We start from the raw sequence: 24,381 nt of genomic DNA, 5'->3' as shown, positions 1-24,381 counted from the left end.
AATTTACATGCGTTACCCACTTCCCCTCATCGTTGGCGATGTTATGATGGCGGGAATTTTCTCTAACCATACAATTTAGATTCGCTGAGAGCCCTGGCATGTTTAAAAAAATCCTCGTCCCGTTTGTCGCGCTGTTTATGTTAGCTGGATGCGCAACACCGCCGACCACTATTGAAGTCTCCCCGAAAATTACCCTGCCGCAGCAGGACCCAAGCCTGATGGGTGTGACCGTTAGCATCAACGGAGCCGACCAGCGCCAGGATCAAGCGCTGGCAAAAGTCACCCGCGACAACCAGTTGGTGACCCTGACCGCGTCCCGCGACCTGCGTTTCCTGCTGCAAGAAGTACTGGAAAAACAGATGACCGCACGTGGTTATATGATTGGACCGAACGGTGCAGTCAACCTGCAAATCATTGTTAGCCAGCTGTATGCTGACGTGTCTCAGGGTAGCGTGCGCTATAACATCGCCACCAAAGCAGACATCGCCATCATTGCGACCGCCGCCAACGGCAACAAGATGACCAAAAACTACCGCGCAAGCTATTCTGTTGAAGGTGCACTGCAAGCCTCTAACAAAAATATCGCTGATGCCGTTAACAGCGTGCTGACCGACACCATCGCTGATATGTCTCAGGACACCAGCGTTCACGATTTCATCAAGCAGAACGCTCGTTAATTTCTGCCCATATGGCCCGGCGTTCGTCGGGCCTATAGAAGCCCATGTCCAGTCAATACTTACGTATTTTTCAGCAACCACGTTCAGCTATCCTGCTCATTCTGGGGTTCGCCTCCGGTTTACCGCTCGCACTCACCTCCGGTACGCTTCAGGCGTGGATGACAGTCGAGAATATCGATCTTAAAACCATCGGTTTCTTTTCCCTGGTCGGTCAGGCCTACGTATTTAAATTTCTCTGGTCCCCGTTGATGGACCGCTATACGCCATCGTTTTTAGGTCGACGTCGCGGCTGGCTGCTGGCGACCCAGGTGCTGTTGTTAATTTCTATCGCCGCGATGGGCTTTCTGGAGCCTGGCACACAGTTACGCTGGATGGCCGCACTCGCAGTAGTGATCGCTTTTTGCTCGGCATCGCAGGATATCGTCTTTGATGCCTGGAAAACCGACGTATTGCCCGCAGAAGACCGCGGCACCGGCGCGGCTATCAGCGTGCTGGGCTATCGATTAGGGATGCTGGTTTCAGGCGGATTGGCCTTGTGGATGGCCGATCGCTGGCTGGGCTGGCAAGGGATGTACTGGCTGATGGCTGCGCTGTTGATTCCCTGTATCATCGCCACTCTGTTAGCACCTGAACCAACTGACACCATTCCGGTGCCTAAAACGCTGGAACAGGCAGTTGCGGCTCCGCTGCGAGACTTCTTTGGTCGTAACAACGCATGGCTGATCCTGCTGCTTATTGTGCTGTATAAGCTCGGGGATGCTTTCGCCATGAGCCTGACCACCACCTTTTTAATCCGCGGCGTTGGGTTTGATGCGGGTGAAGTTGGCGTGGTGAATAAGACGCTGGGGCTACTGGCGACCATTGTTGGCGCGCTGTACGGTGGGATCCTGATGCAGCGCCTCTCTCTGTTCCGCGCATTGCTTATTTTCGGCATCTTGCAAGGGGCGTCGAATGCGGGCTACTGGCTACTGTCCATCACTGACAAACACATGTTCAGCATGGCGGCGGCCGTCTTCTTTGAAAACCTGTGCGGCGGAATGGGCACGGCGGCATTTGTCGCTTTATTAATGACGCTGTGCAATAAGTCCTTCTCAGCGACCCAGTTCGCCCTGCTCTCCGCGCTTTCAGCCGTTGGTCGCGTTTACGTTGGCCCGGTAGCGGGTTGGTTTGTCGAAGCACACGGCTGGCCGACGTTTTATCTGTTCTCCGTATTTGCCGCGATCCCCGGCCTGATACTGCTGCTGGTATGTCGCCAGACCCTGGAACATAGCTGGCAAAATGAAAGCTTCATTCCGCGCACGGAATTTCGTGGAGCATACAGTCTGGCATTAATGACGCTAGTTGCGGGCTGCTGCCTGCTGCTGGTTTGGCTGCTGCTGTTAACCATGAACGCGCTGGATTACACCAACTTCTCCTTCCTGCCGGAACTGCTTGAAGTCTCAGTGGTAGTCGCGGTCTGCGGGGTCGTTTTTGGTGGATTGCTTGATTATCTGGCATTGCGCAAAACCCGTCTGGCATGATGTTGCATATTTATGCTCTAAATAATTCGAGTTACGGGACAAAAGGCGTGAGCGTTTTGAACAGCGCTTGCGCTGGCCCCGTAGGGGAGAGGCCGAGAGGCCGAATCACGCGGCGACGCAGCAAATCCCCAGGAGCTTACATAAGTAAGTGACTGGGGTGAGCGAGGAAAGCCAACACACCCGTAGCTTGAAGTATGACGAGCATATTTGGTCGTTGTAATCACCCTACGTAATTATAACGGCGAAATAAGCAACAACTGCTAAAAATAATATTTGTTATTTTGTGCGCCAAAGAATTTGGAAATTATTGACGCCTTTTATATATACTATTTTCCTTACTCGATTCAGCCAAGAAAGATTTATTTTTTGTTCCTCAATTGTCCGTTTATTGATAATCAATTGTTAAGCAATTGTTTTATTTTCGTATTGGTTATACCAATTGCCCTCAGTACGCCCCCCACCTGCCCGCTTTCGTTATAACGTGATGTTGCAACAGGTTCTTAAAGCCAAAGCGACATATATTGCAACATATGTGACATGCACGGCAGAACCCAGTAACACAGATCTAGAGATGTTTACAGTAATGTAACCTTCCCGTAAAATGCCCTCACACTTTAAACGCCACCCGGTCCCGTGGAATTGAGGTCGTTAAATGAGACTCAGGAAATACAATAAAAGTTTGGGATGGTTGTCATTAATTGCAGGCACTGCATTACTCAGTGGCTGTAATTCTGCGCTGCTTGACCCTAAAGGACAGATTGGACTGGAACAACGGTCATTGATACTGACGGCATTTGGCCTGATGTTGATTGTCGTTATTCCCGCCATCTTGATGGCTGTTGGTTTTGCCTGGAAGTATCGTGCAAGCAATAAAGATGCGAAGTACAGCCCGAACTGGTCACACTCCAATAAAGTGGAAGCTGTGGTCTGGACGGTGCCGATCTTAATCATCATTTTCCTTGCCGTTCTGACCTGGAAAACCACTCACGCTCTTGAGCCAAGCAAACCGCTGGCGCATGACGAGAAGCCCATTACCATCGAAGTGGTTTCCATGGACTGGAAATGGTTCTTCATCTATCCGGAACAGGGTATCGCTACCGTGAATGAAATCGCCTTCCCGGCGAATACTCCGGTTGAATTCAAAGTGACTTCCAACTCCGTGATGAACTCCTTCTTTATCCCGCGTCTGGGTAGCCAGATTTATGCCATGGCCGGTATGCAGACTCGACTGCATCTGATCGCCAACGAAGTCGGTACTTATGATGGTATCTCCGCAAGTTATAGCGGACCAGGCTTCTCCGGTATGAAGTTCAAGGCTATCGCAACAAAGGACCGCGCCGAATTCGACCAATGGGTTGCTAAAGCTAAACAGTCCACGAACACCATGAGCGACATGGCAGCGTTCGAGAAAGTGGCTGCGCCAAGCGAATACAACCAGGTGGAATACTTCTCCAACGTGAAACCGGATTTGTTTAAAGACGTTATTAACAAATTTATGGCTCACGGTAAGAGCATGGACATGACCCAACCCGAAGGTGAGCACAGCGCACACGAAGGAATGGAAGGCATGGACATGAGCCACGCGGAATCCGCTCACTAAGGGGCCGAGGAAGAATACGATGTTCGGAAAATTGACGCTGGATGCAGTTCCGTTCCATGAACCTATTGTCATGGTTACGATTGCTGCCATTATCATCGGTGGTGCGGCCTTACTGGGCCTTATCACTTACTTCGGTAAGTGGACCTACCTGTGGAAAGAGTGGCTAACCTCGGTTGACCACAAACGCCTTGGCATCATGTATGTCATCGTCGCAATCGTCATGTTGATTCGTGGCTTTGCCGACGCCATCATGATGCGTAGTCAGCAAGCGCTGGCTTCTGCAGGTGAAGCAGGCTTCCTGCCTCCTCACCACTACGACCAGATCTTCACGGCTCACGGCGTGATTATGATCTTCTTCGTGGCAATGCCATTTGTTATCGGTCTGATGAACCTGGTGGTTCCGCTGCAGATCGGCGCACGTGACGTTGCATTCCCGTTCCTGAACAACCTGAGCTTCTGGTTCACCGTTGTCGGCGTAATCCTGGTTAACCTTTCTCTGGGCGTGGGTGAATTCGCGCAGACCGGTTGGCTGGCGTATCCGCCACTTTCGGGAATAGAGTACAGTCCAAGCGTCGGGGTCGACTATTGGATATGGGCAGTCCAGTTGTCCGGTATTGGTACAACTCTGACCGGTATCAACTTCTTTGTGACCATCATTAAGATGCGTGCACCAGGAATGACCATGTTCAAGATGCCGGTGTTTAGCTGGGCATCTCTGTGTGCAAACATCCTGATTATCGCTTCTTTCCCAATCCTGACGGTTACCGTCGCGTTGCTGACCCTGGATCGCTATCTGGGCACCCATTTCTTTACCAACGATATGGGCGGCAACATGATGATGTACATCAACCTGATTTGGGCCTGGGGCCATCCGGAAGTGTACATTCTGGTTCTGCCAGTCTTCGGTGTGTTCTCCGAAATCGCGGCAACCTTCTCACGTAAACGTCTGTTTGGTTACACCTCGCTGGTGTGGGCAACCGTGTGTATCACCGTTCTGTCGTTCGTTGTTTGGCTGCACCACTTCTTCACCATGGGTGCAGGCGCTAACGTAAACGCCTTCTTCGGTATCACCACCATGATTATCGCCATCCCGACCGGGGTGAAGATCTTCAACTGGCTGTTCACCATGTATCAGGGCCGTATCGTATTCCACTCAGCAATGCTGTGGACGATTGGCTTTATCGTCACCTTCTCAGTCGGCGGCATGACCGGTGTACTGCTGGCGGTGCCGGGTGCGGACTTCGTTCTGCACAACAGTCTGTTCCTGATTGCGCACTTCCATAACGTTATCATCGGCGGTGTCGTATTTGGATGCTTCGCTGGTATGACCTACTGGTGGCCAAAAGCGTTTGGCTTCACGCTGAACGAAACCTGGGGTAAACGCGCATTCTGGTTCTGGATCATCGGCTTCTTCGTAGCATTTATGCCGCTGTACGTGCTGGGCTTCATGGGTATGACCCGTCGCCTCAGCCAGCAGATTGATCCACAGTTCCATCCGATGCTGGTCGTTGCCGCCTGCGGCGCCGCGCTGATTGCACTGGGTATCCTGTGCCAGCTGATTCAGATCTTCGTTTCTATTCGCGACCGCGAGCAGAACCGTGACCTGACCGGTGACCCATGGGGTGGTCGTACGCTGGAGTGGGCAACCTCTTCCCCGCCTCCGTTCTATAACTTTGCCGTTGTGCCGCACGTTCACGAGCGTGATGCCTTCTGGGAAATGAAAGAAAAAGGTGAAGCGTACAAGCAGCCTGCGCACTATGAAGAAATTCATATGCCGAAGAACAGCGGTGCCGGTATCGTCATTACCGCCTTCGCAACACTGTTTGGTTTCGCCATGATCTGGCATATCTGGTGGCTGGCGATTGCAAGCTTCGCAGGCATGATCATCAGCTGGATTGTGAAAAGCTTTGATGAAGACGTGGATTACTACGTGCCGGTCCCGGAAGTCGAAAAACTGGAAAACCAGCATTTCGATGAGATTACTAAGGCAGGGCTGAAAAATGGCAACTGATACTTTAACGCACGCGACTGCCCACGCGCACGAATACGGGCACCACGATGCAGGCCAGACCAAGATCTTCGGATTCTGGGTCTACCTGATGAGCGACTGCATTCTGTTCTCTATTCTGTTTGCAACCTATGCCGTTCTGGTGAACGGCACCGCAGGTGGCCCGACAGGTAAGGACATTTTTGAACTGCCGTTCGTTCTGGTTGAAACATTCCTGCTGTTATTCAGCTCCATTACTTACGGCATGGCAGCGATTGCCATGTACAAGAACAACAAGAGCCAGGTTATCTCCTGGCTGGCGTTGACCTTCTTGTTCGGTGCCGGATTCATCGGGATGGAACTCTATGAATTCCATCACCTGATTGTTAACGGTATGGGCCCGGATCGCAGCGGCTTCCTGTCTGCGTTCTTCGCGCTGGTCGGTACTCACGGTCTGCACGTCACCTCCGGTCTTATCTGGATGGCGGTGCTGATGGTGCAAGTTGCTCGTCGCGGCCTGACCAGTACTAACCGTACCCGCATCATGTGCCTGAGCCTGTTCTGGCACTTCCTGGATGTGGTGTGGATCTGTGTGTTCACTGTTGTTTATCTGATGGGGGCGATGTAATGAGTCATTCTAACGAGAGCGGCGGCGCATCCCATGGCAGCGTAAAAACCTACATGACAGGTTTTATCCTGTCGATCATCCTGACGGTCATTCCGTTTTGGATGGTGATGACAGGTTCTGCCTCACCGGCCGTCATTCTGGGAACTATTCTGGCAATGGCAGTGGTACAGATTCTGGTGCACCTGGTGTGCTTCCTGCACATGAATAGCAAATCTGATGAAGGTTGGAACATGACGGCCTTTGTCTTTACTGTGCTAATCATCGCCATCCTGGTTGTGGGCTCCATCTGGATTATGTGGAACCTTAACTACAACATGATGATGCACTAAGAGCGGCGATTATGATGTTTAAGCAATACCTGCAAGTAACGAAACCAGGCATCATCTTTGGCAACCTGATCTCGGTGATTGGGGGATTCCTGCTGGCCTCGAAAGGCAGCATTGATTATCCCCTGTTTATCTACACGCTGGTTGGGGTGTCACTGGTTGTGGCGTCGGGTTGTGTATTTAACAACTACATCGACAGGGATATCGACAGGAAGATGGAGAGGACCAAAAACCGCGTGCTGGTTAAAGGTCTGATTTCCCCTGCGGTCTCGCTGGTATACGCCACCCTGCTGGGTATTGCTGGCTTTATGCTGCTGTGGTTTGGCGCGAACCCTCTGGCCTGCTGGCTGGGGGTAATGGGCTTCGTGGTCTATGTGGGCGTTTATAGCCTGTACATGAAGCGCCATTCCGTTTATGGCACGCTGATTGGCTCACTCTCCGGCGCTGCGCCGCCGGTGATTGGCTACTGTGCCGTAACCGGTGAGTTCGATAGCGGTGCGCTGATTCTGCTGGCTATTTTCAGCCTGTGGCAGATGCCGCACTCTTACGCGATTGCGATTTTCCGCTTCAAGGATTATCAGGCTGCCAACATCCCGGTACTGCCGGTGGTGAAAGGTATTTCGGTCGCGAAGAACCATATCACGCTGTACATCGTGGCGTTTGCTATCGCCACGCTGATGCTAACCCTGGGCGGCTATGCAGGTTATAAATACCTGATTGTTGCAGCGGCGGTGAGCGTCTGGTGGTTGGGCATGGCGCTGCGTGGTTATAAAGTGGAAGATGACAGAGTCTGGGCGCGCAAGCTGTTCGGTTTCTCCATCATTGCCATTACCGCGCTCAGCGTAATGATGTCCGTCGACTTTATGGTGCCAAACTCGCAGAACCTGCTGACTTACGTCTGGTAAGTTAATCGTCATACCTTCTATGCCGGATGGCGGCTGACGTCTTATCCGGCCTACAAAAAAGCACATAGCTTGTAGGCCGGATAAGTTACGTTCAGATCGCTATCCGGCATTTTCGTCTCCAGCCGACGCCCCTCACAACCCCAACATTTGTTAATAAAGCGCATATTTACCCAGCCTGCTTAGCGCTTTACACTAGGCGCGAAATTAATACAGAGGTGGGAATGAACGATTACAAAATGACGCCCGGTGAGTTGCGCGCCACCTGGGGTTTAGGGACCGTATTCTCGTTGCGCATGCTTGGCATGTTTATGGTCCTGCCGGTTCTGACCACTTACGGTATGGCGCTACAGGGTGCCAGCGAAGCGCTGATAGGCCTTGCCATCGGCATATATGGTCTGGCGCAAGCCGTTTTCCAAATCCCCTTTGGCCTGCTCTCTGACCGCATTGGTCGTAAGCCACTTATCGTCGGCGGGCTGGCGGTATTCGTTCTCGGCAGCATAATTGCTGCTCTCTCCGATTCAATCTGGGGCATTATTCTTGGTCGGGCTTTACAAGGCTCTGGCGCGATTGCTGCTGCCGTAATGGCGCTGCTTTCCGACTTAACCCGTGAGCAAAACCGTACCAAAGCGATGGCGTTTATCGGCGTCAGCTTTGGTATCACCTTCGCCATTGCGATGGTGCTGGGACCAATCGTTACCCATGCGCTGGGGCTACACGCGCTGTTCTGGATGATTGCAGCCCTTGCTACCACGGGTATCGTGCTGACCATTTGGGTCGTTCCCAATAGCACTACCCACGTGCTGAACCGCGAGTCGGGCATGGTAAAAGGCAGCTTCAGCAAAGTGCTGGCAGAGCCCAAACTGCTGAAGCTCAACTTTGGCATCATGTGTCTGCACATATTGCTGATGTCCACCTTCGTCGCTTTACCAGGCCAACTGGCGAAAGCAGGCTTCCCTGCAGCAGAGCACTGGAAAATTTATCTGGTGACGATGCTGCTGTCCTTTGTTTCCGTGGTGCCGTTCATCATTTACGCCGAAGTGAAGCGCAAGATGAAACGCGTGTTCCTCGCCTGCGTGTTACTGATTCTTATTGCAGAGATTGTATTGTGGAGCGCTAACGTGCGTTTCTGGGGGTTGATTGCGGGCGTGCAGATATTCTTCCTCGCGTTCAACCTGATGGAAGCCCTCCTCCCCTCGCTTATCAGTAAAGAGTCTCCGGCTGGCTATAAAGGCACGGCGATGGGCGTTTACTCCACCAGCCAGTTTCTTGGCGTGGCGATTGGCGGTTCGCTCGGCGGTTGGGTGGTTGAAATGTTTGATGGTCAGGCCGTATTCCTGGCCGGTGCGCTTCTGGCGGCAGTGTGGTTATTGGTGGCGAGTACAATGAAAGAGCCGCCGTACGTCAGCAGCCTGCGGGTGGAAATCCCGCCTGAAATTGCTGCGGATGACACCCTGAAGCAGCGCCTGCTGGCAAAAGAAGGAATAAGCGAAGTGTTAATTGTGGCGAAAGAACATTCGGCCTACGTGAAAATCGACAGCAAAGTGACGAATCGATTTGAGGTTGAGCAGGCCATCAGCCAGGCGTGAAGATGAGATTTGTCAGATGGCGGCTTACGCCATCTGACATAACGACTTAATCGCGGAAGTTCTTAAACTGGAACGGTTGACCGAGGTCGCCGCCGCGAACCAGTGCCATGACGGATTGCAGGTCGTCACGCGCCTTGCCGGTTACACGGATTTCTTCGCCCTGAATCTGCGCCTGCACCTTCAGTTTGCTGTCTTTGATCAGCTTAACGATTTTCTTTTGCACTGCGCTTTCAATGCCTTGTTTCAGCTTAGCTTCAACAAACCAGGTTTTACCGCTGTGCACGAAGGTTTCTGGTACGTCCAGCGACGTGCCTTCAATACCGCGTTTGAGCAGCTTGGCACGCAGAATATCCAGCAACTGATTGACCTGAAAATCAGACTCGCTCAGCACCTTAATCGTCTTATTTGACTCATTCAGCTCAAAAGTCGCTTCAACGCCACGAAAATCAAAGCGTGACTCCACTTCGCGGCTGGCGTTATCTACCGCGTTACGGGCTTCCTGAAGATCAACTTCAGAGACAATATCGAAAGATGGCATCTTTTCCTCTCCCTTCATTTTTGATGCGAAGCATAATACCTGCAAAGTTACCCAACAGACAGCGCTATACTAGGCTGTATCCTTTAATTGTACGTGGTACTGATACCTGCGAACAATAATGGGGTACGGCCGATATGGATTAACACCTGGTGCTGTTGCAGGTGAGGAGGAAGAATGAAAATTACCGTACTGGGATGTGGAGCGCTAGGACAGCTTTGGCTTACCGCGCTATGCAAACATGGACATGAGGTGCAAGGGTGGCTACGCGTACCGCAACCCTATTGCAGCGTAAACCTGATCGACACGGATGGGTCAGTTTTTAATGAATCCCTGACGGCAAACGACCCCGACTTTTTGGCAAAAAGCGACCTGCTACTGGTCACCCTGAAAGCCTGGCAGGTTTCTGATGCGGTAAAAGGCCTGGCCGCAATTCTGCCTGAAACCACTCCCATTCTGCTGATTCACAACGGCATGGGGACAATTGAAGAGCTGCATAACATTAAGCAACCTCTGCTGATAGGTACCACCACCCACGCAGCACGCCGTGACGGCAACGTCATCATTCATGTCGCTCAGGGAACAACGCGCATTGGTCCTGCGCGTGAACAAGACGGTGATTTCAGTTATCTGGCTGAAGTCCTGCAAGAGGTGCTACCGGACGTCGCCTGGCACGACACTATTCGCGCCGAACTGTGGCGAAAGCTGGCCGTCAACTGCGTCATTAACCCGCTGACCGCATTATGGGATTGCCCAAACGGCGAGTTACGCCATCATCCTGAAAAAATAGCACTCATCTGCGAGGAAGTGGCCGCGGTCATTGAACGCGAAGGCCACCATACATCTGTGGATGATTTACGCTATTATGTCGAGCAGGTGATTGACAGTACGGCGGAAAATATCTCATCAATGCTGCAAGACATTCGTGCCCTGCGTCATACAGAGATCGACTACATTACCGGATATTTGTTAAAACGCGCCCGCGCGCACGGCATCGCCGTCCCGGAAAACGCCCAACTGTTTGAAATGGTAAAGAGAAAGGAAAGTGAGTATGAGCGCTCAAGCACTGGTATGTCTCGCCCCTGGTAGTGAAGAGACCGAAGCGGTCACCACTATCGATCTGCTGGTGCGCGGCGGAATTAAGGTCACAACTGCCAGCGTCGCCAGCGATGGCGACCTGACGATCGTCTGCTCACGCGGAGTGAAGCTGTTGGCGGATGCGCCATTAGTCGAAGTTGCTGACGGCGATTTCGACATTATCGTGCTGCCGGGCGGTATTAAAGGCGCCGAGTGTTTTCGCGACAGCCCGCTGCTTATCGAAACCGTGAAACAGTTTCATCGTTCCGGGCGCATTGTCGCGGCAATTTGCGCCGCGGCCGCCACCGTACTCGTCCCACACGATATTTTCCCCATCGGTAACATGACCGGTTTTCCGGCGCTGAAAGACCAAATTCCCGCTGACCAGTGGCAGGACAAGCGCGTCGTATGGGATCCGCGCGTCAATCTGTTAACCAGTCAGGGACCGGGAACCTCAATCGATTTCGGTTTAAAAATCATTGATCTGCTGGTGAGTCGCGAAAAAGCTCACGAGGTGGCGTCACAACTGGTGATGGCCGCGGGAATCTATAACTACTACGAGTAAATCTTCGAGCCACTCCCTTATAAGGAATCATAATGAAAGGATATCTGATTGGAGTGGCTTTACTGCTCCTTTCCGGTTATGCCACAGCGACGCAACTCGAAATAAAGAGTATTGAATATCGCTATCCCGGAAGCACTGAAATGCAGTATCGCGTGCCATGGTTTTCCTCGACGGATAACCCCAACGTTGCAAAACGCATTAACGATTATATTTTCGCAAGCTTTATCAATCAGCTACCGGGTAATACTCCACAGGCCACAGTAAATCAGTTTGCGAAATCAGCCATGAATCCCACCGCAAACCTTGACTACACGGTTGAGTATCGCGACGCAAAAATCCTGACGCTCAACATGTTTATCGAAGGTTGCGGGGCGTATTGCGAGTCGTACAATGTGCCGATTAGCTTCGATTTAGCCAGCGGTGCGGCAATTACCCTTAACGATCTCTTTTCCCGGGCTACAATCGCCGAATTAAACACCCGCATCAGAAAAGATATCCGCGGCCAAATCGATACCTTTGTTACGGCGCATAATTCGCAAACACCAGAACAAATAAAAGAAGATAAAGGTGAAGATTTTAACTATGCCGAATTCTACGCATCGTGCGCAACCTACACCGACGGTTTGTACTACATCGACAAATTCTCCCTGCAAAAAGACCACCTGGCTTTCCTGAACGGACGCTGTAGCAACCACGCCAGCCGTGCGCTCGACGAGTTGGGTGATTTCACAACGAAAATCCCAACCGCGGAACTGCAAAATCAGCTCACACCGTACGGCCAATATCTGACTACCGCAAAGAGTACAACACCAGTTTCGCCAGCGCCCGGCATTGACGGCAAAGTCATGTACGGCACGCTGGGAAAAAGCATGCGTATTGTGTTGAAGGTGGACTGCAAATACGGTGATTTTTTTGAAGGGGCTTACTTTTACCAAAAATTTGGCGCACCGATTGAATTGACCGGCAAATGCGACACAGCCGACAATCAACATTATGAACTGAAGACATCTGCGGCTGAACAAACGCAAGAGAAGATAACGCTAGAGTTAAAAGACGGTGTCTATCAGGGGGTCTGGGAGTCGAACGGGAAGACGCTTCCCGTTCGTTTTGAATAATATCGTTATATTGCCGGATGGCGGCGTAACCGCCTTATCCGGCCTACAACACGATGTTTACTCAATTACGGGCGATACACCTTCACATTTTCAAAGCCCTGCTCGCGCAGATAAAGCGCCTGCAGGCGACTCATCACCCCGCGTTCACACCACAGCAGCCAGGTTTTACTCTGGTCCAGATCGCCGAATTTAGTGCTCAGCTTGTAGAATGGCAGAGAAACGACGTCCACACCTTCAACCTTCAGCGGTTTATCATCCTGTTCATCCACAGAACGGATATCAAGGATTACGTCATTCGGGCCGAAACCGCTCACGGTTTCCACTTCTACCACGGTCTGTTGCGTCTGCTGGGCGATATCGCGAATATCGATATTGTTCGCTTCTTCAACCACTTTATCGAGGATAGAGAAATCGAAGTTTTCTTCTTCGGCCTCAATCTTCGCTTTGATCGCTTTCACCGTCGGGCTTTTTGAAATCACACCGCAGTATTCCGGCATGGTACGGGCAAAGTCCTCGGTACCAATTTCACGCGCCAGATTGATGATGTGCTCTTTATCATGGGAGATAAGCGGGCGCAGGATCAGGGTGTCAGAAACGTTATCGATCAGACGCAGGTTGGTCAGCGTCTGGCTGGACACCTGGCCCAGTGCTTCACCGGTTACCAGCGCCTGTACGCCGTAGCGCTCAGCGACTTTCGACGCCGCGCGAACCATCATACGTTTGAGAACCACGCCCATCTGGCCGTCATCAACTTTCTCCAGGATCTCACCGACCACCGGTTCAAAGTTGATAGCAACAAAACGCACGCGATGCGAACTACCGAAGCGATTCCACAGGTAATGCGCCACCTGGCGAACGCCGATTTCATGCGCTGCGCCGCCAAGGTTAAAGAAGCAATAGTGAACACGGCAGCCGCGACGCATCAGCATATAGCTGGATACACCAGAGTCGAAACCGCCGGAAATCAGCGACAGTACGTCTTCCTGCGTCCCAATCGGGAAACCACCAATACCTTCATAGCGGCCTTTAACCAGCAGCAGACGGTCGTTTTCGATTTCAAGATTAACGGTCACATCCGGCTTCGTCAGCTTCACGCGTGCAGATTCAATATGTTGGTTCAGTCCACCGCCAACATAACGTTCCACCTCAATGGAGCTAAACTCATGCTTCCCGCGACGCTTCACGCGAACACAGAAGGTTTTACCTTCCAGTTGATCGCGATACTGAACCAGTGCTTTCTCGAAAATATCGTGCATATCGGTAAACGGCACGTCTTCTACTTCGAGAATGTGGTGGATACCCGGAATACGGGTCAGCGCGTCGCGAATATCCAGGCGCTGGCTTTCATCTTTAGCGCGAACCTCAACGTGATCCCAGTGACGAACAACGGCAAGGTCTTCATCATAGTGCTTTAAAACGTTACGAATGTTCCCTGTCAGAATTTTTATAAAGCGCAAACGCACAGATTGGCTTTTGATGGTGATTTCTGGGAACAATTTAATGATAAACTTCATGGCGGCAATGGTTCTTAGGCAAGTCTGAATGACTTGTAATGGAAAAAAATACAGCAGCCCATACCCGCGACTGCATCCAGGCGCGCAAGTATACCACCATCACGCGGCTACTGTGCACATTGCGCGTTATTTGCTTATCAGTGCGAGTCCGTTACCATAGTCTTGTGCTGCCAATACAGAGAGTCAGACATTCATTATGCCGAAGAAAAATGAAGCGCCCGCCAGTTTTGAAACCGCGCTGAGCGAGCTGGAACAAATTGTTACCCGTCTGGAAGGCGGCGACCTGCCGTTAGAAGAAGCGTTGAACGAATTCGAACGTGGCGTACAGTTGGCGCGTCAGGGACAGGTCAAATTGCAACAGGCTGAACAGCGCGTACAAATCCTGCTGTCAGATACTGAAGACGCCGTCCTTACGCCTTTTACACCGGATAATGAGTAAATGGATTTTACGCAGCAGCTACAGGCTTGCGTTGAGCAAGCCAACCAGGCACTGAGCCGTTTTATCGCGCCACTGCCCTTTCAGAACACTCCCGTGGTAGAAACCATGCAATATGGCGCATTATTAGGCGGTAAACGCCTGCGCCCGTTCCTGGTGTATGCGACCGGTCAGATGTTTGGGGTCAGCCTGAGTACGCTTGATGCTCCCGCTGCCGCCGTCGAATGCATTCATGCCTATTCGCTGATGCACGATGATTTGCCCGCGATGGATGACGATGACCTGCGACGCGGTCTGCCGACTTGCCACGTAAAATTTGGCGAGGCAAATGCGATCCTGGCCGGAGATGCGCTACAAACGCTGGCATTCTCCATTATCAGCGACGCCCCAATGCCGGAAGTCACTGACCGTGACCGCATCGCGATGATCTCTGAACTGGCTCAGGCCAGCGGCATCGCCGGTATGTGCGGCGGTCAGGCGCTGGATCTGGAAGCTGAAGGTCATCAGGTTGAGCTGGATGCGCTGGAGCGGATTCATCGCCATAAAACCGGAGCATTGATTCGCGCCGCCGTGCGTTTGGGGGCGTTAAGTGCTGGCGATAAAGGGCGAGAATGCCTGCCAATACTCGACAAATACGCAGAAAGCATCGGTCTGGCTTTCCAGGTTCAGGATGACATCCTGGATGTGGTAGGCGATACTGCAACATTGGGTAAACGTCAGGGTGCTGACCAGCAACTTGGCAAAAGTACCTATCCTGCACTTCTGGGTCTTGAGCAAGCCCAGAATAAAGCCCGGGATTTAATCGAGGACGCCCACCAGTCGCTAAGTCTGCTGGCTGCACAGTCACTCGATACCTCGGCACTGGAAGCGCTAGCGGACTACATAATCCAGCGTGATAAATAAACCAACATATCCCATGAGCTTGCGATGAGTTTTGATATAGCCAAATACCCGACCCTGGCGCTGGTCGACTCCACCCAGGAGTTACGTCTGCTGCCAAAAGAGAGCCTGCCAAAGCTTTGCGACGAACTGCGCCGCTATTTGCTCGACAGCGTAAGCCGTTCCAGCGGGCACTTCGCCTCTGGTCTGGGCACGGTGGAACTCACCGTCGCGCTGCACTATGTCTACAACACCCCGTTTGACCAGTTAATCTGGGATGTGGGACATCAGGCTTATCCGCACAAAATTCTGACTGGTCGCCGCGATAAAATCGGCACCATTCGTCAGAAAGGCGGCCTGCATCCGTTCCCATGGCGCGGTGAAAGCGAGTATGACGTACTGAGCGTTGGGCACTCTTCTACCTCCATCAGCGCAGGTATCGGTATTGCCGTTGCCGCCGAGAAAGAAGGTAAAGAGCGCCGTACCGTGTGTGTGATTGGTGATGGTGCCATCACCGCTGGGATGGCGTTTGAAGCGATGAACCACGCGGGCGATATTAGGCCCGACATGCTGGTTATCCTCAACGACAACGAAATGTCGATTTCAGAGAACGTTGGCGCGCTGAACAATCATCTGGCACAGCTGCTCTCTGGCAAACTCTACTCCTCGCTGCGCGAAGGCGGGAAGAAAGTCTTCTCCGGCGTGCCGCCGATTAAAGAACTGCTCAAACGTACTGAAGAACATATTAAAGGTATGGTTGTGCCGGGGACTCTGTTTGAAGAACTGGGCTTTAACTATATCGGTCCGGTGGACGGTCACGACGTGCTGGGGCTTATTACTACGCTCAAAAACATGCGCGATCTGAAAGGCCCGCAGTTCCTGCACATCATGACCAAAAAGGGTCGTGGCTATGAGCCTGCGGAAAAAGATCCGATTACGTTCCACGCGGTACCAAAATTCGATCCGTCCAGCGGATGCCTGCCGAAAAGCAGCGGCGGTCTGCCGAGCTATTCAAAAATTTTCGGTGACTGGCTGTGCGAGACCGCAGCGAAAGACAATAAGCTGATGGCAATCACCCCGGCAATGCGCGAAGGTTCCGGAATGGTGGAGTTTTCACGTAAGTTCCCGGACCGCTATTTCGATGTGGCGATTGCCGAGCAGCACGCTGTGACGTTTGCTGCCGGTCTGGCGATTGGCGGCTACAAGCCGGTGGTAGCCATTTACTCGACCTTCCTGCAACGCGCCTACGATCAGGTGCTGCACGATGTAGCCATCCAGAAACTGCCGGTCCTGTTCGCCGTTGACCGGGCAGGGATTGTTGGCGCAGATGGACAAACCCACCAGGGGGCGTTCGATCTCTCCTTCCTGCGCTGCATCCCGGAAATGGTCATCATGACCCCGAGTGATGAAAACGAATGCCGCCAGATGCTGTTCACCGGCTATCACTACAACGATGGTCCAACGGTCGTGCGCTACCCACGCGGTAACGCGGTAGGCGTTGAGCTGACCCCGCTGGAACAACTGCCAATTGGTAAAGGCATCGTGAAACGTCACGGGGAAAAAGTGGCGATTCTCAACTTCGGCACCCTGATGCCGGAAGCCGCTCAGGTCGCAGAGTCGCTGAACGCCACGCTGGTCGATATGCGCTTTGTAAAACCACTGGATGAGACGTTGATCCTTGAAATAGCTGCCCAACACGAGGTGCTGGTTACCATTGAAGAGAACGCCATTATGGGTGGTGCTGGCAGCGGCGTAAACGAAGTGCTGATGGCCCATCGTAAGCCCGTCCCGGTGCTGAACATTGGCCTACCAGACTTCTTCATCCCGCAGGGAACTCAGGATGAAGCTCGTGCCGATCTGGGTTTGAATGCCGCCGGAATTGAGACCAAAATCAAGGCCTGGCTGGCATAATCCCCTCCCCGCTCCTGCTATGCTTAATTCATCACGAGCTAAGCAGGAGTGGATTGATGAAATACAACATCTTAGGAAAAACCGACCTACGGGTCTCCCGCCTTTGCCTGGGTTGCATGACATTTGGCGAACCCAATCGCGGCAATCACGCCTGGACGCTACCTGAAGAAAGCAGCCGCCCAATAATCAAACACGCCCTTGAGGGCGGCATTAACTTTTTCGATACCGCCAACAGCTACTCCGCTGGCAGCAGCGAAGAGATTGTCGGCCGCGCGCTGCGTGATTTCGCCCGCCGCGAAGATGTCGTGGTCGCTACCAAGGTTTTTCACCAGGTGGATGATTTAGCGGAAGGTTTATCCCGCGCACAAATCCTGCGCTCAATCGACGACAGCCTCAGACGCCTGGGTATGGACTATGTGGACATCCTGCAAATTCACCGCTGGGATTACAACACGCCAATCGAAGAAACGCTGGAGGCTCTAAACGACGTCGTGAAAGCCGGTAAAGCTCGCTATATTGGCGCCTCATCCATGCACGCTTCGCAGTTTGCCCAGGCTCTGGCCTTACAGAAGCAACACGGCTGGGCGCAGTTCGTCAGCATGCAGGATCACTACAACCTGATCTACCGCGAAGAAGAACGCGAAATGCTGCCGCTCTGCTATCAGGAAGGTGTCGCGGTGATCCCGTGGAGTCCGCTGGCGCGTGGTCGCCTGACGCGTCCTTGGGGAGAAACAACCGCACGTCTGGTTTCCGATGAAGTCGGTAAAAATTTGTACAACGAGAGCGATGAAAACGACGCGCAAATCGCCGCACGACTGACCGGTGTCAGTGAAGAGCTAGGTGTAACACGGGCACAGGTTGCGCTGGCCTGGCTGCTGAGCAAACCCGGCGTGGCAGCGCCAATTATTGGCTCTTCGCGTGAGGAACAGCTGGATGAGTTGCTCAACGCGGTGGATTTAACGTTGAAGCCGGAGCAGATTGCCGAGCTGGAAACGCCGTACAAACAGCATCCGGTGGTGGGATTTAAATAAGCGAGGTTGTAGATTGTAGGCCGGATAAGTATAGCGCATCCGGCACTGATCGCCCGATGTCGCGGCGCTTATCGGGCCTACAATAGCCGCTGAAAAGGGTTAAATGATACCTACCGGCCAGTGATGACCGATAAAATACAAAATTCCGGCAGAGAGTATCCCGGCCACAATATCGTCGATCATGATCCCCGTCCCGCCATGCACGTTGCGATCAAACCAACGAATCGGCCACGGCTTCCACATATCCAGAATACGGAAAATCACAAATCCGGCGGCAACCCACTGCCAGTCGTTGGTCGGCAGCGCCATCAGGGTAATCCACATCCCGACAAACTCGTCCCAGACAATACTACCGTGATCGTGCACGCCCATATCTTTCGCCGTTTGATGGCACAGATAAACGCCGATACAGATAGATAACATCACCACCAACGAATACAGCTGCCACGGCAGAAAAGTCATTAAATACCAAAAAGGGATCGCCGCCAGCGATCCCATCGTGCCTGGAACAATTGGGCTCAGCCCGCTGCCAAAACCGGTGGCTAACAGGTGCCACGGATTGCGCATACTCAGGCGGCTTTTGGCGACATCTTTTTTAAGGCGCGGCAAAATGGTCATATCCTTTCCAGTCAAACGTGACGGGTTTTCCATCGCGCGTAAAGTGAATGCCTTCCACGTCCGCGCTCATCTGCCCAATGCAGGTAAACGCTGCGCCGAGATTTCCCAGCGCCACTTCCAGCGCACCACGATTAATTTCCGGTACGGTAAAGCATAACTCATAATCTTCACCTCCCGAGAGCGCCCAGCGCAGGGCCTGTTCCGGCTCAACGTGCTGTGACAATGCCGTGGAGTATGGCAGCACATCAACGTTAACCCGTGCGCCACAGCCGCTGGCATTAACGATGTGTCCCAAATCGGAAATCAGGCCATCGGAGAGATCGATAGCCGCACTGGCCAGATCGCGCAGGGCTTGTCCCTGCAAAATACGCGGCGTGGGACGCAGATGACGTTGCAGCAGATAGTCCGCGTCTGTTGCATCTGCAACCTGCAATCGGTTCTGCAAAATCGCCAGCCCGGCCGCACTGTCGCCCGGTGTGCCGGTAACATAAATCCAGTCACCCGGTTTCGCGCCGGAACGTTTTAAGGCCCGCCCAACGGGGACGTAGCCATGGATACCCAGCGTCATCGACAGCGGCCCACGCGTGGTGTCACCACCAATCAGCTGCATATCATAGTAATTGAGGAGTTCAAACAGGCCATCGCTGAAGGCTTCCAGCCAGGCTTCATCGACGTCAGGTAACGTGAGCGCCAGCGTCAGCCACGCAGGATCCGCCCCCATCGCCGCCAGATCGCTCAAATTCACCGCCAGCGCTTTCCAGGCGAGATCGGTCGGATCAATGTCGGGGAGAAAGTGGTTGCCTGCCACCAGCGTATCGGTACTGATCGCCAGCGTTTGTTTCTCAGGGATGTTCAGAAGTGCGCAGTCGTCACCAATACCGGTTTCGACATCAAGACGAGAAGTTCTTACGCGGTCAAAATAACGGGCAATCAGGGAAAACTCGCCACATGCCATACGTTATGCCTCAGCAGAAAAAAAAGAAAAAGCCGGGGACAGCGGAAACAGGTTCCACCATCCAGCCGGCCTCGGGATTACTTTTTGTTGGGGCGAATCACAGGTGCTGCTTTATCCAGTACGCCGTTCACGAATTTGTGGCTATCTTCAGCGCCGAAGGTTTTTGCCAGTTCAATCGCTTCGTTGATGGCCACTTTGTACGGCACATCACTACGTTTAGACAATTCAAACAGCGCAATACGCAGTACGGCTTTTTCTACCTGACCCAGCTCTTCCAACAGACGAGACAGGTAAGGCTTCATTAATCCATCCAGGTACGCGCTGTTAGTCGCCACCCCGGACAGCAGTTCACGGAAATACAGAACGTCGACATCTTTAACGTCCTGTTCCGCCAGGAACTGGTATTCAACATCAGCGATGTCGTTCTGGGACAACTGCCAGGAGTAGAGCGCCTGGACGGCACACTCACGGGCGCGGCGACGAGCAGCAGGTTTCACGGATTTCCCCTTACAAAAATCAGGCCTTGATGGCTTTCAATACATTAATCATTTCAAGCGCAGTCAGTGCAGCTTCTGCGCCTTTGTTACCGGCTTTAGTGCCAGCACGTTCGATGGCTTGTTCAATACTTTCGGTGGTCAGAACACCGAAGGCTACCGGAATGCCACTGTCCTGAGCGACATGCGCCAGGCCATTGCTTGCACCGCCAGCCACATATTCGAAGTGCGCGGTACCGCCACGGATCACCGTACCGAGCGCAATCACCGCGTCGTATTTACCGGTTTTTGCCAGTGCGTCAGCGGCCAGTGGCAGCTCATATGCACCTGGAACCCAAACAACGGTAATGTTTTCATCTTTAACCTGGCCAATACGTTTCAGGGCGTCGATAGCACCTTCCAGCAGGCTGTCATTGATAAAGTTGTTGAAACGCGCAATGGTGATGGCGACGCGAGCGTCCGGGGTAGCAACGTTAGCTTCAATAATGTTCATATTCTTCCTTCGGGTTCGATTTATGGCCCCGTAAGGGGGGCGGATTTTATCATAATATTCTGTGCGCTGCTTCCTCTAAATCAGAAAGCCTCACGCAGTCGTTAAATGCAGGCAAACGTCCGGGCCCACCTGGCGTATCTCATTGAATTTGAAATGGGGTGCGTCAGCCAGTTTCTCAAGGCCTGGAAGCACACATAATCCTCTCGCATCGCTGCCTAACAGTTTAGGCGCAACATACACGATTAGCTCATCGACCAAACCGGCCTGTAATAATGCCCCGGCGAGCGTTGGGCCAGCTTCAACCCAAATGCTGTTAATTTGCTGTTTGCCCAGTTGCATCATTAGCACCACCAGATCCAGATGTCCGTTATGTTCCGGCACCTTCAGGCTGCGCACCGTCTCCGGCCAGCTACGAGGGTCGTCTTCAGTCCGGACAATCCAGGTTTCTCCAGGCTGTTGCACAATTCGGTGCGCCGGTGTGACCTGATTCTGGCTATCAAGAACAATGCGGATTGGCTGACGCAGCTCTTCCTGCGGGTAACTCGCCTGAGTTGACTCCCCAAGCTCCGACCAACGCACGGTAAGCTGAGGGTCGTCTGCCAGCACCGTCGCACTGCTGGTTAAAATGGCATGACTTTGCGCGCGCAAGCGTTGCACATCGCGGCGCGCCTGTGGCGAGGTAATCCACTGGCTTTCACCGCTGGCCATCGCTGTACGGCCATCAAGCGACGCGCCAAGCTTAAGCTGAAGATATGGGAATCCCGTACGCATGCGCTTGAGGAAGCCTTTATTCAATTGCTCAACTTCGCTCATCATCAGCCCGTGGCTGACGTCGATACCCGCCTGCTGCAAACGGTAGAGCCCACGTCCTGCGACCTGCGGATTGGGATCCTGCATCGCCGCAACCACACGCGACACCCCCGCCGCAATCAGCGCATCGCAACACGGCGGCGTGCGACCATGATGACTGCAGGGTTCGAGCGTCACGTAGGCAGTTGCCCCCTGCGCTTTTTCTCCAGCCATCCGCAGAGCATGAACTTCGGCATGCGGTTCGCCCGCGCGGTGATGATATCCTTCACCGACGATCTCCCCATCTTTCACAATCACGCAGCCCACGTTGGGGTTGGGGTGAGTGGTAAAACGTCCGCGCGCAGCAAGCTTTAGCGCGCGCGCCATGTACAATTCATCCTGCATGGCTTAGTCCTGTAGGCGAGCAATCTCTTCGCCAAATTCTTTGATATCTTCGAAACTCCGGTAGACAGAGGCAAAGCGGATATAGGCGACTTTATCGAGCTTTTTCAGCTGCTCCATCACCAGGTTGCCAATCATCTTGCTCGGCACCTCACGCTCACCCGTCGCACGCAGCTGTGATTTGATATGGTTTAACGCCATTTCGACGTCATCTGCGCTGACAGGCCGTTTCTCAAGCGCTCTGAGCATGCCGCTGCGCAGCTTTTCTTCATTAAAGGGTTCACGCACATCGTTGCTTTTCACAACGCGCGGCATGACAAGTTCAGCCACTTCAAAAGTGGTGAAACGTTCGTTACAGACCAGACACTGCCGACGGCGGCGTACCGAGGAGCCCTCGCCTACAAGACGAGAGTCAATTACCTTAGTGTCTACGGCGAAACAGAATGGGCAATGCATACGGCGTCCTGTACCTCAGTGGTTAACAGAATCTATTTTACCCTGAACTGCCGTGACAACAAAGGCGCTGCGCTTTTGAGACAAAGGATCGATGCCTTCGTGCTCAGTGCACACTACCATTATGCTATCGCGACAATGAAGGAAGTAATCACAATGACAAGACGTTACCTAAGAATTCTCCTGGTGGGAAGTCTCTTTAGTCTTAGTGCCTGCGCACAGCAAAGCGAAGTACGCCAGATGCATCAAAGCGTTAGCACGTTGAATAAAGAGATGACGCAGCTTAATCAGGAAACGGTAAAAATTACGCAACAAAATATGTTGAATGCAAAATCAACCAGCGGCGCCTATCTGCTGCCGGGCTCCAAAACCCCGGCACGACTGGACAGCCAGATTGGCACCTTACGCATGTCGCTGGTGAACATTGCGCCGAACGCCGATGGTACGCGCCTGACGCTACGAATTCAGGGTGAATCCAACACGCCTTTACCCGCCTTTAGCGCCACCGTCGAATACGGGCAAATTCAGGGCACCACGGACAACTATCAGGAAGTGAACGTTCATAACCAATTGGTCAACGCTCCGGCGAGTATTCTTGCTCCCAGCGACGTAGACATTCCGTTACAGATAAATGGCCTCACTCCAGATCAGTTAGGATTTGTGCGCATCCACGACGTCCAGCCTGTTAGCCAATAAACTTTTTTGCGGAACGTTTTGTGCGTTCCGCAACATCACTCTGCTTCTTTTTGTTACTCCCCTGACATAACCGATATTTCTGGTAAAACTTGGCAACATTCATGGGAGCCAGTACAATTCGCCGCCTAAAGTACGCAAACGTGAACGCAATCGATTACGTAAATGATAGAACTGTGAAACAAGACATATTTTTGTGAACAATGATTTTTATAATAGGCTCCGAAGAATTACGAAATATTTAGAAACGCAAATTGCGCATTTTTCACTCCCGAAAGGGATTTCAAACAGTGGCATACATATGAAAAAAACATTACTTGCAGCCGGTGCAGTGCTGGCGCTCTCCTCGTCTTTTACTGCCAACGCAGCAGAAAATGACAAACCGCAATATCTGTCCGACTGGTGGCACCAGAGTGTCAACGTGGTGGGTAGCTATCACACCCGTTTCTCCCCGAAACTGAACAACGACGTGTATCTGGAATACGAAGCGTTTGCCAAAAAAGACTGGTTTGACTTCTATGGCTACATCGATATTCCGAAAACCTTCGACTGGGGTAACGGCAACGATAAAGGTATTTGGTCTGACGGTTCCCCGCTGTTTATGGAAATCGAACCGCGTTTCTCCATCGACAAACTGACCGGTGCTGACCTGAGCTTTGGTCCGTTCAAAGAATGGTATTTCGCCAACAACTACATCTACGATATGGGTGATAACAAAGCCAGCCGCCAGAGCACCTGGTATATGGGTCTGGGTACCGATATCGATACCGGTCTGCCGATGGGTCTGTCCCTGAACGTGTATGCTAAATACCAGTGGCAGAACTATGGCGCATCCAACGAAAACGAGTGGGATGGCTACCGTTTCAAAGTTAAATACTTTGTGCCGATCACCCAGGTTTGGGGCGGCCAGTTGACCTACATCGGCTTCACCAACTTCGACTGGGGCTCAGATTTGGGTGATGATCCGAACCGCACCAGCAACTCTATCGCGTCCAGCCACGTCCTGGCGCTGAACTACGATCACTGGCACTACTCCGTCGTAGCGCGTTACTTCCATAACGGCGGCCAGTGGAAAGGTGGAGATACCCTGAACTGGGGCGAAGGCGACTTCAGCGCGAAATCTACCGGTTGGGGTGGTTACCTGGTCGTAGGTTACAACTTCTAATCCAGACAATGTCTCGCAGACAAGCCA

General features: G+C 52.6%; 25 protein-coding genes. 17 read left to right on the top strand and 8 right to left on the bottom strand.

Annotated elements, in window-relative coordinates; genetic code table 11:
- Nucleotides 1-98 precede the first annotated feature (98 nt).
- From OGY67_RS17200 to OGY67_RS17165, 8 genes are all read left to right on the top strand, one after another.
- Nucleotides 99-677 carry a lipoprotein gene (locus OGY67_RS17200; protein ID WP_016152050.1) on the top strand — a complete coding sequence of 193 codons (579 nt, stop codon included), beginning with the start codon at nucleotides 99-101 and terminating at the stop codon, nucleotides 675-677.
- Between the two features lie 44 nt (nucleotides 678-721).
- Nucleotides 722-2,197, top strand: coding sequence for a muropeptide MFS transporter AmpG (gene ampG, locus OGY67_RS17195; protein ID WP_286574282.1), 1,476 nt, complete (start codon nucleotides 722-724; stop codon nucleotides 2,195-2,197).
- 652 nt (nucleotides 2,198-2,849) lie between these two features.
- Nucleotides 2,850-3,797 (top strand): cytochrome o ubiquinol oxidase subunit II, encoded by a 948-nt coding sequence (gene cyoA / locus OGY67_RS17190; RefSeq protein ID WP_032942534.1) that lies wholly within the window; start codon nucleotides 2,850-2,852, stop codon nucleotides 3,795-3,797.
- 19 nt (nucleotides 3,798-3,816) lie between these two features.
- Nucleotides 3,817-5,808 carry a cytochrome o ubiquinol oxidase subunit I gene (gene cyoB, locus OGY67_RS17185; RefSeq protein WP_003831008.1) on the top strand — a complete coding sequence of 664 codons (1,992 nt, stop codon included), beginning with the start codon at nucleotides 3,817-3,819 and terminating at the stop codon, nucleotides 5,806-5,808.
- The gene (locus OGY67_RS17180; RefSeq protein WP_286574281.1) at nucleotides 5,798-6,412 is read left to right on the top strand and encodes a cytochrome o ubiquinol oxidase subunit III; all 615 of its coding nucleotides are present in this window, start codon (nucleotides 5,798-5,800) and stop codon (nucleotides 6,410-6,412) included. Before cyoB ends, OGY67_RS17180 begins: the two co-directional genes overlap by 11 nt.
- The gene (locus OGY67_RS17175) at nucleotides 6,412-6,741 is read left to right on the top strand and encodes a cytochrome o ubiquinol oxidase subunit IV (protein ID WP_003831006.1); all 330 of its coding nucleotides are present in this window, start codon (nucleotides 6,412-6,414) and stop codon (nucleotides 6,739-6,741) included. Before OGY67_RS17180 ends, OGY67_RS17175 begins: the two co-directional genes overlap by 1 nt.
- An 11-nt stretch (nucleotides 6,742-6,752) precedes the next feature.
- A complete protein-coding gene (gene cyoE, locus OGY67_RS17170; RefSeq protein WP_003831005.1) occupies nucleotides 6,753-7,643 on the top strand; it encodes a heme o synthase in 891 nt (296 codons plus the stop codon).
- Between the two features lie 221 nt (nucleotides 7,644-7,864).
- Nucleotides 7,865-9,229 (top strand): MFS transporter, encoded by a 1,365-nt coding sequence (locus OGY67_RS17165; RefSeq protein WP_057067573.1) that lies wholly within the window; start codon nucleotides 7,865-7,867, stop codon nucleotides 9,227-9,229.
- 46 nt (nucleotides 9,230-9,275) lie between these two features.
- Here the strand turns inward: OGY67_RS17165 and OGY67_RS17160 are convergent, their stop codons facing one another.
- A complete protein-coding gene (locus tag OGY67_RS17160) occupies nucleotides 9,276-9,767 on the bottom strand; it encodes a YajQ family cyclic di-GMP-binding protein (RefSeq protein WP_003831002.1) in 492 nt (163 codons plus the stop codon).
- A gap of 174 nt (nucleotides 9,768-9,941) precedes the next feature.
- Between OGY67_RS17160 and panE the strand changes: the two genes are divergently transcribed.
- Genes panE through OGY67_RS17145 form a run of 3 tightly spaced genes read left to right on the top strand, consistent with a single transcriptional unit; the run spans nucleotide 9,942 to nucleotide 12,521 of the window.
- Nucleotides 9,942-10,853, top strand: coding sequence for a 2-dehydropantoate 2-reductase (gene panE, locus OGY67_RS17155; protein ID WP_032942532.1), 912 nt, complete (start codon nucleotides 9,942-9,944; stop codon nucleotides 10,851-10,853).
- Complete coding sequence (gene yajL, locus OGY67_RS17150) at nucleotides 10,816-11,406, top strand: protein deglycase YajL (protein ID WP_008783935.1); 591 nt, start codon at nucleotides 10,816-10,818, stop codon at nucleotides 11,404-11,406. The genes panE and yajL overlap by 38 nt, the downstream gene beginning before the upstream one ends.
- Nucleotides 11,407-11,438: 32 nt before the next feature.
- The gene (locus OGY67_RS17145; protein WP_286574279.1) at nucleotides 11,439-12,521 is read left to right on the top strand and encodes a hypothetical protein; all 1,083 of its coding nucleotides are present in this window, start codon (nucleotides 11,439-11,441) and stop codon (nucleotides 12,519-12,521) included.
- Nucleotides 12,522-12,586: 65 nt separating this feature from the next.
- Here OGY67_RS17145 and thiI read toward each other — a convergent pair whose 3' ends face one another.
- Nucleotides 12,587-14,035, bottom strand: a complete 1,449-nt coding sequence (gene thiI, locus OGY67_RS17140) for a tRNA uracil 4-sulfurtransferase ThiI (RefSeq protein ID WP_008783933.1) — start codon at nucleotides 14,033-14,035, stop codon at nucleotides 12,587-12,589.
- A gap of 196 nt (nucleotides 14,036-14,231) precedes the next feature.
- On the opposite strand from thiI, the gene xseB reads away from it, so the two are divergent.
- The 4 genes from xseB to yajO are packed head-to-tail and all read left to right on the top strand — an operon-like array spanning nucleotide 14,232 to nucleotide 18,292.
- Nucleotides 14,232-14,474: an exodeoxyribonuclease VII small subunit gene (xseB, locus tag OGY67_RS17135; RefSeq protein WP_258883217.1), complete on the top strand. Its 243-nt coding sequence runs from the start codon at nucleotides 14,232-14,234 to the stop codon at nucleotides 14,472-14,474.
- Entirely contained in the window at nucleotides 14,475-15,374 is a 900-nt protein-coding gene (gene ispA / locus OGY67_RS17130) for a (2E,6E)-farnesyl diphosphate synthase (RefSeq protein WP_286574274.1), read from the top strand.
- A gap of 24 nt (nucleotides 15,375-15,398) precedes the next feature.
- Nucleotides 15,399-17,261, top strand: a complete 1,863-nt coding sequence (gene dxs, locus OGY67_RS17125) for a 1-deoxy-D-xylulose-5-phosphate synthase (RefSeq protein WP_286574272.1) — start codon at nucleotides 15,399-15,401, stop codon at nucleotides 17,259-17,261.
- Nucleotides 17,262-17,317: 56 nt separating this feature from the next.
- Nucleotides 17,318-18,292, top strand: coding sequence for a 1-deoxyxylulose-5-phosphate synthase YajO (yajO, locus tag OGY67_RS17120; protein ID WP_008783931.1), 975 nt, complete (start codon nucleotides 17,318-17,320; stop codon nucleotides 18,290-18,292).
- A gap of 99 nt (nucleotides 18,293-18,391) precedes the next feature.
- Here yajO and pgpA read toward each other — a convergent pair whose 3' ends face one another.
- From pgpA to nrdR, 6 genes are all read right to left on the bottom strand, one after another.
- Nucleotides 18,392-18,910, bottom strand: a complete 519-nt coding sequence (gene pgpA / locus OGY67_RS17115) for a phosphatidylglycerophosphatase A (RefSeq protein WP_003021578.1) — start codon at nucleotides 18,908-18,910, stop codon at nucleotides 18,392-18,394.
- Nucleotides 18,888-19,865 (bottom strand): thiamine-phosphate kinase, encoded by a 978-nt coding sequence (gene thiL, locus OGY67_RS17110; RefSeq protein ID WP_008783930.1) that lies wholly within the window; start codon nucleotides 19,863-19,865, stop codon nucleotides 18,888-18,890. Before thiL ends, pgpA begins: the two co-directional genes overlap by 23 nt.
- Nucleotides 19,866-19,942: 77 nt before the next feature.
- A complete protein-coding gene (gene nusB, locus OGY67_RS17105; RefSeq protein WP_000801129.1) occupies nucleotides 19,943-20,362 on the bottom strand; it encodes a transcription antitermination factor NusB in 420 nt (139 codons plus the stop codon).
- A gap of 19 nt (nucleotides 20,363-20,381) precedes the next feature.
- Entirely contained in the window at nucleotides 20,382-20,852 is a 471-nt protein-coding gene (gene ribH / locus OGY67_RS17100; RefSeq protein ID WP_003021575.1) for a 6,7-dimethyl-8-ribityllumazine synthase, read from the bottom strand.
- Between the two features lie 90 nt (nucleotides 20,853-20,942).
- Nucleotides 20,943-22,046 carry a bifunctional diaminohydroxyphosphoribosylaminopyrimidine deaminase/5-amino-6-(5-phosphoribosylamino)uracil reductase RibD gene (gene ribD, locus OGY67_RS17095; protein ID WP_008783929.1) on the bottom strand — a complete coding sequence of 368 codons (1,104 nt, stop codon included), beginning with the start codon at nucleotides 22,044-22,046 and terminating at the stop codon, nucleotides 20,943-20,945.
- 3 nt (nucleotides 22,047-22,049) lie between these two features.
- On the bottom strand, nucleotides 22,050-22,499 hold the full coding sequence (gene nrdR, locus OGY67_RS17090; protein ID WP_003021571.1) for a transcriptional regulator NrdR: 450 nt from the start codon (nucleotides 22,497-22,499) through the stop codon (nucleotides 22,050-22,052).
- A gap of 153 nt (nucleotides 22,500-22,652) precedes the next feature.
- On the opposite strand from nrdR, the gene OGY67_RS17085 reads away from it, so the two are divergent.
- Together OGY67_RS17085 and OGY67_RS17080 are read left to right on the top strand one after the other, a co-directional pair.
- Nucleotides 22,653-23,192: a SadB/YajI family lipoprotein gene (locus OGY67_RS17085; protein ID WP_020996578.1), complete on the top strand. Its 540-nt coding sequence runs from the start codon at nucleotides 22,653-22,655 to the stop codon at nucleotides 23,190-23,192.
- A gap of 298 nt (nucleotides 23,193-23,490) precedes the next feature.
- Complete coding sequence (locus OGY67_RS17080) at nucleotides 23,491-24,354, top strand: nucleoside-specific channel-forming protein Tsx (protein ID WP_003021561.1); 864 nt, start codon at nucleotides 23,491-23,493, stop codon at nucleotides 24,352-24,354.
- Nucleotides 24,355-24,381 lie beyond the last annotated feature (27 nt).

It is taken from the genome of Citrobacter sp. Cpo015, from assembly GCF_030333035.1.
Classification (GTDB): Bacteria; Pseudomonadota; Gammaproteobacteria; order Enterobacterales; family Enterobacteriaceae; genus Citrobacter; species Citrobacter portucalensis.
This window is presented reverse-complemented; position numbering and strand designations above follow the sequence as displayed.

Excerpts from the sequence above, each read along its gene's own strand:
- OGY67_RS17200 (WP_016152050.1), top strand. The coding sequence starts at position 99 with ATGTTTAAAAAAATCCTCGTCCCGTTTGTCGCGCTGTTTATGTTAGCT.
- ampG (WP_286574282.1), top strand. The coding sequence starts at position 722 with ATGTCCAGTCAATACTTACGTATTTTTCAGCAACCACGTTCAGCTATC.
- cyoA (WP_032942534.1), top strand. The coding sequence starts at position 2,850 with ATGAGACTCAGGAAATACAATAAAAGTTTGGGATGGTTGTCATTAATT.
- cyoB (WP_003831008.1), top strand. The coding sequence starts at position 3,817 with ATGTTCGGAAAATTGACGCTGGATGCAGTTCCGTTCCATGAACCTATT.
- OGY67_RS17180 (WP_286574281.1), top strand. The coding sequence starts at position 5,798 with ATGGCAACTGATACTTTAACGCACGCGACTGCCCACGCGCACGAATAC.
- OGY67_RS17175 (WP_003831006.1), top strand. The coding sequence starts at position 6,412 with ATGAGTCATTCTAACGAGAGCGGCGGCGCATCCCATGGCAGCGTAAAA.
- cyoE (WP_003831005.1), top strand. The coding sequence starts at position 6,753 with ATGATGTTTAAGCAATACCTGCAAGTAACGAAACCAGGCATCATCTTT.
- OGY67_RS17165 (WP_057067573.1), top strand. The coding sequence starts at position 7,865 with ATGAACGATTACAAAATGACGCCCGGTGAGTTGCGCGCCACCTGGGGT.
- OGY67_RS17160 (WP_003831002.1), bottom strand. The coding sequence starts at position 9,767 with ATGCCATCTTTCGATATTGTCTCTGAAGTTGATCTTCAGGAAGCCCGT.
- panE (WP_032942532.1), top strand. The coding sequence starts at position 9,942 with ATGAAAATTACCGTACTGGGATGTGGAGCGCTAGGACAGCTTTGGCTT.
- yajL (WP_008783935.1), top strand. The coding sequence starts at position 10,816 with ATGAGCGCTCAAGCACTGGTATGTCTCGCCCCTGGTAGTGAAGAGACC.
- OGY67_RS17145 (WP_286574279.1), top strand. The coding sequence starts at position 11,439 with ATGAAAGGATATCTGATTGGAGTGGCTTTACTGCTCCTTTCCGGTTAT.
- thiI (WP_008783933.1), bottom strand. The coding sequence starts at position 14,035 with ATGAAGTTTATCATTAAATTGTTCCCAGAAATCACCATCAAAAGCCAA.
- xseB (WP_258883217.1), top strand. The coding sequence starts at position 14,232 with ATGCCGAAGAAAAATGAAGCGCCCGCCAGTTTTGAAACCGCGCTGAGC.
- ispA (WP_286574274.1), top strand. The coding sequence starts at position 14,475 with ATGGATTTTACGCAGCAGCTACAGGCTTGCGTTGAGCAAGCCAACCAG.
- dxs (WP_286574272.1), top strand. The coding sequence starts at position 15,399 with ATGAGTTTTGATATAGCCAAATACCCGACCCTGGCGCTGGTCGACTCC.
- yajO (WP_008783931.1), top strand. The coding sequence starts at position 17,318 with ATGAAATACAACATCTTAGGAAAAACCGACCTACGGGTCTCCCGCCTT.
- pgpA (WP_003021578.1), bottom strand. The coding sequence starts at position 18,910 with ATGACCATTTTGCCGCGCCTTAAAAAAGATGTCGCCAAAAGCCGCCTG.
- thiL (WP_008783930.1), bottom strand. The coding sequence starts at position 19,865 with ATGGCATGTGGCGAGTTTTCCCTGATTGCCCGTTATTTTGACCGCGTA.
- ribH (WP_003021575.1), bottom strand. The coding sequence starts at position 20,852 with ATGAACATTATTGAAGCTAACGTTGCTACCCCGGACGCTCGCGTCGCC.
- ribD (WP_008783929.1), bottom strand. The coding sequence starts at position 22,046 with ATGCAGGATGAATTGTACATGGCGCGCGCGCTAAAGCTTGCTGCGCGC.
- nrdR (WP_003021571.1), bottom strand. The coding sequence starts at position 22,499 with ATGCATTGCCCATTCTGTTTCGCCGTAGACACTAAGGTAATTGACTCT.
- OGY67_RS17085 (WP_020996578.1), top strand. The coding sequence starts at position 22,653 with ATGACAAGACGTTACCTAAGAATTCTCCTGGTGGGAAGTCTCTTTAGT.
- OGY67_RS17080 (WP_003021561.1), top strand. The coding sequence starts at position 23,491 with ATGAAAAAAACATTACTTGCAGCCGGTGCAGTGCTGGCGCTCTCCTCG.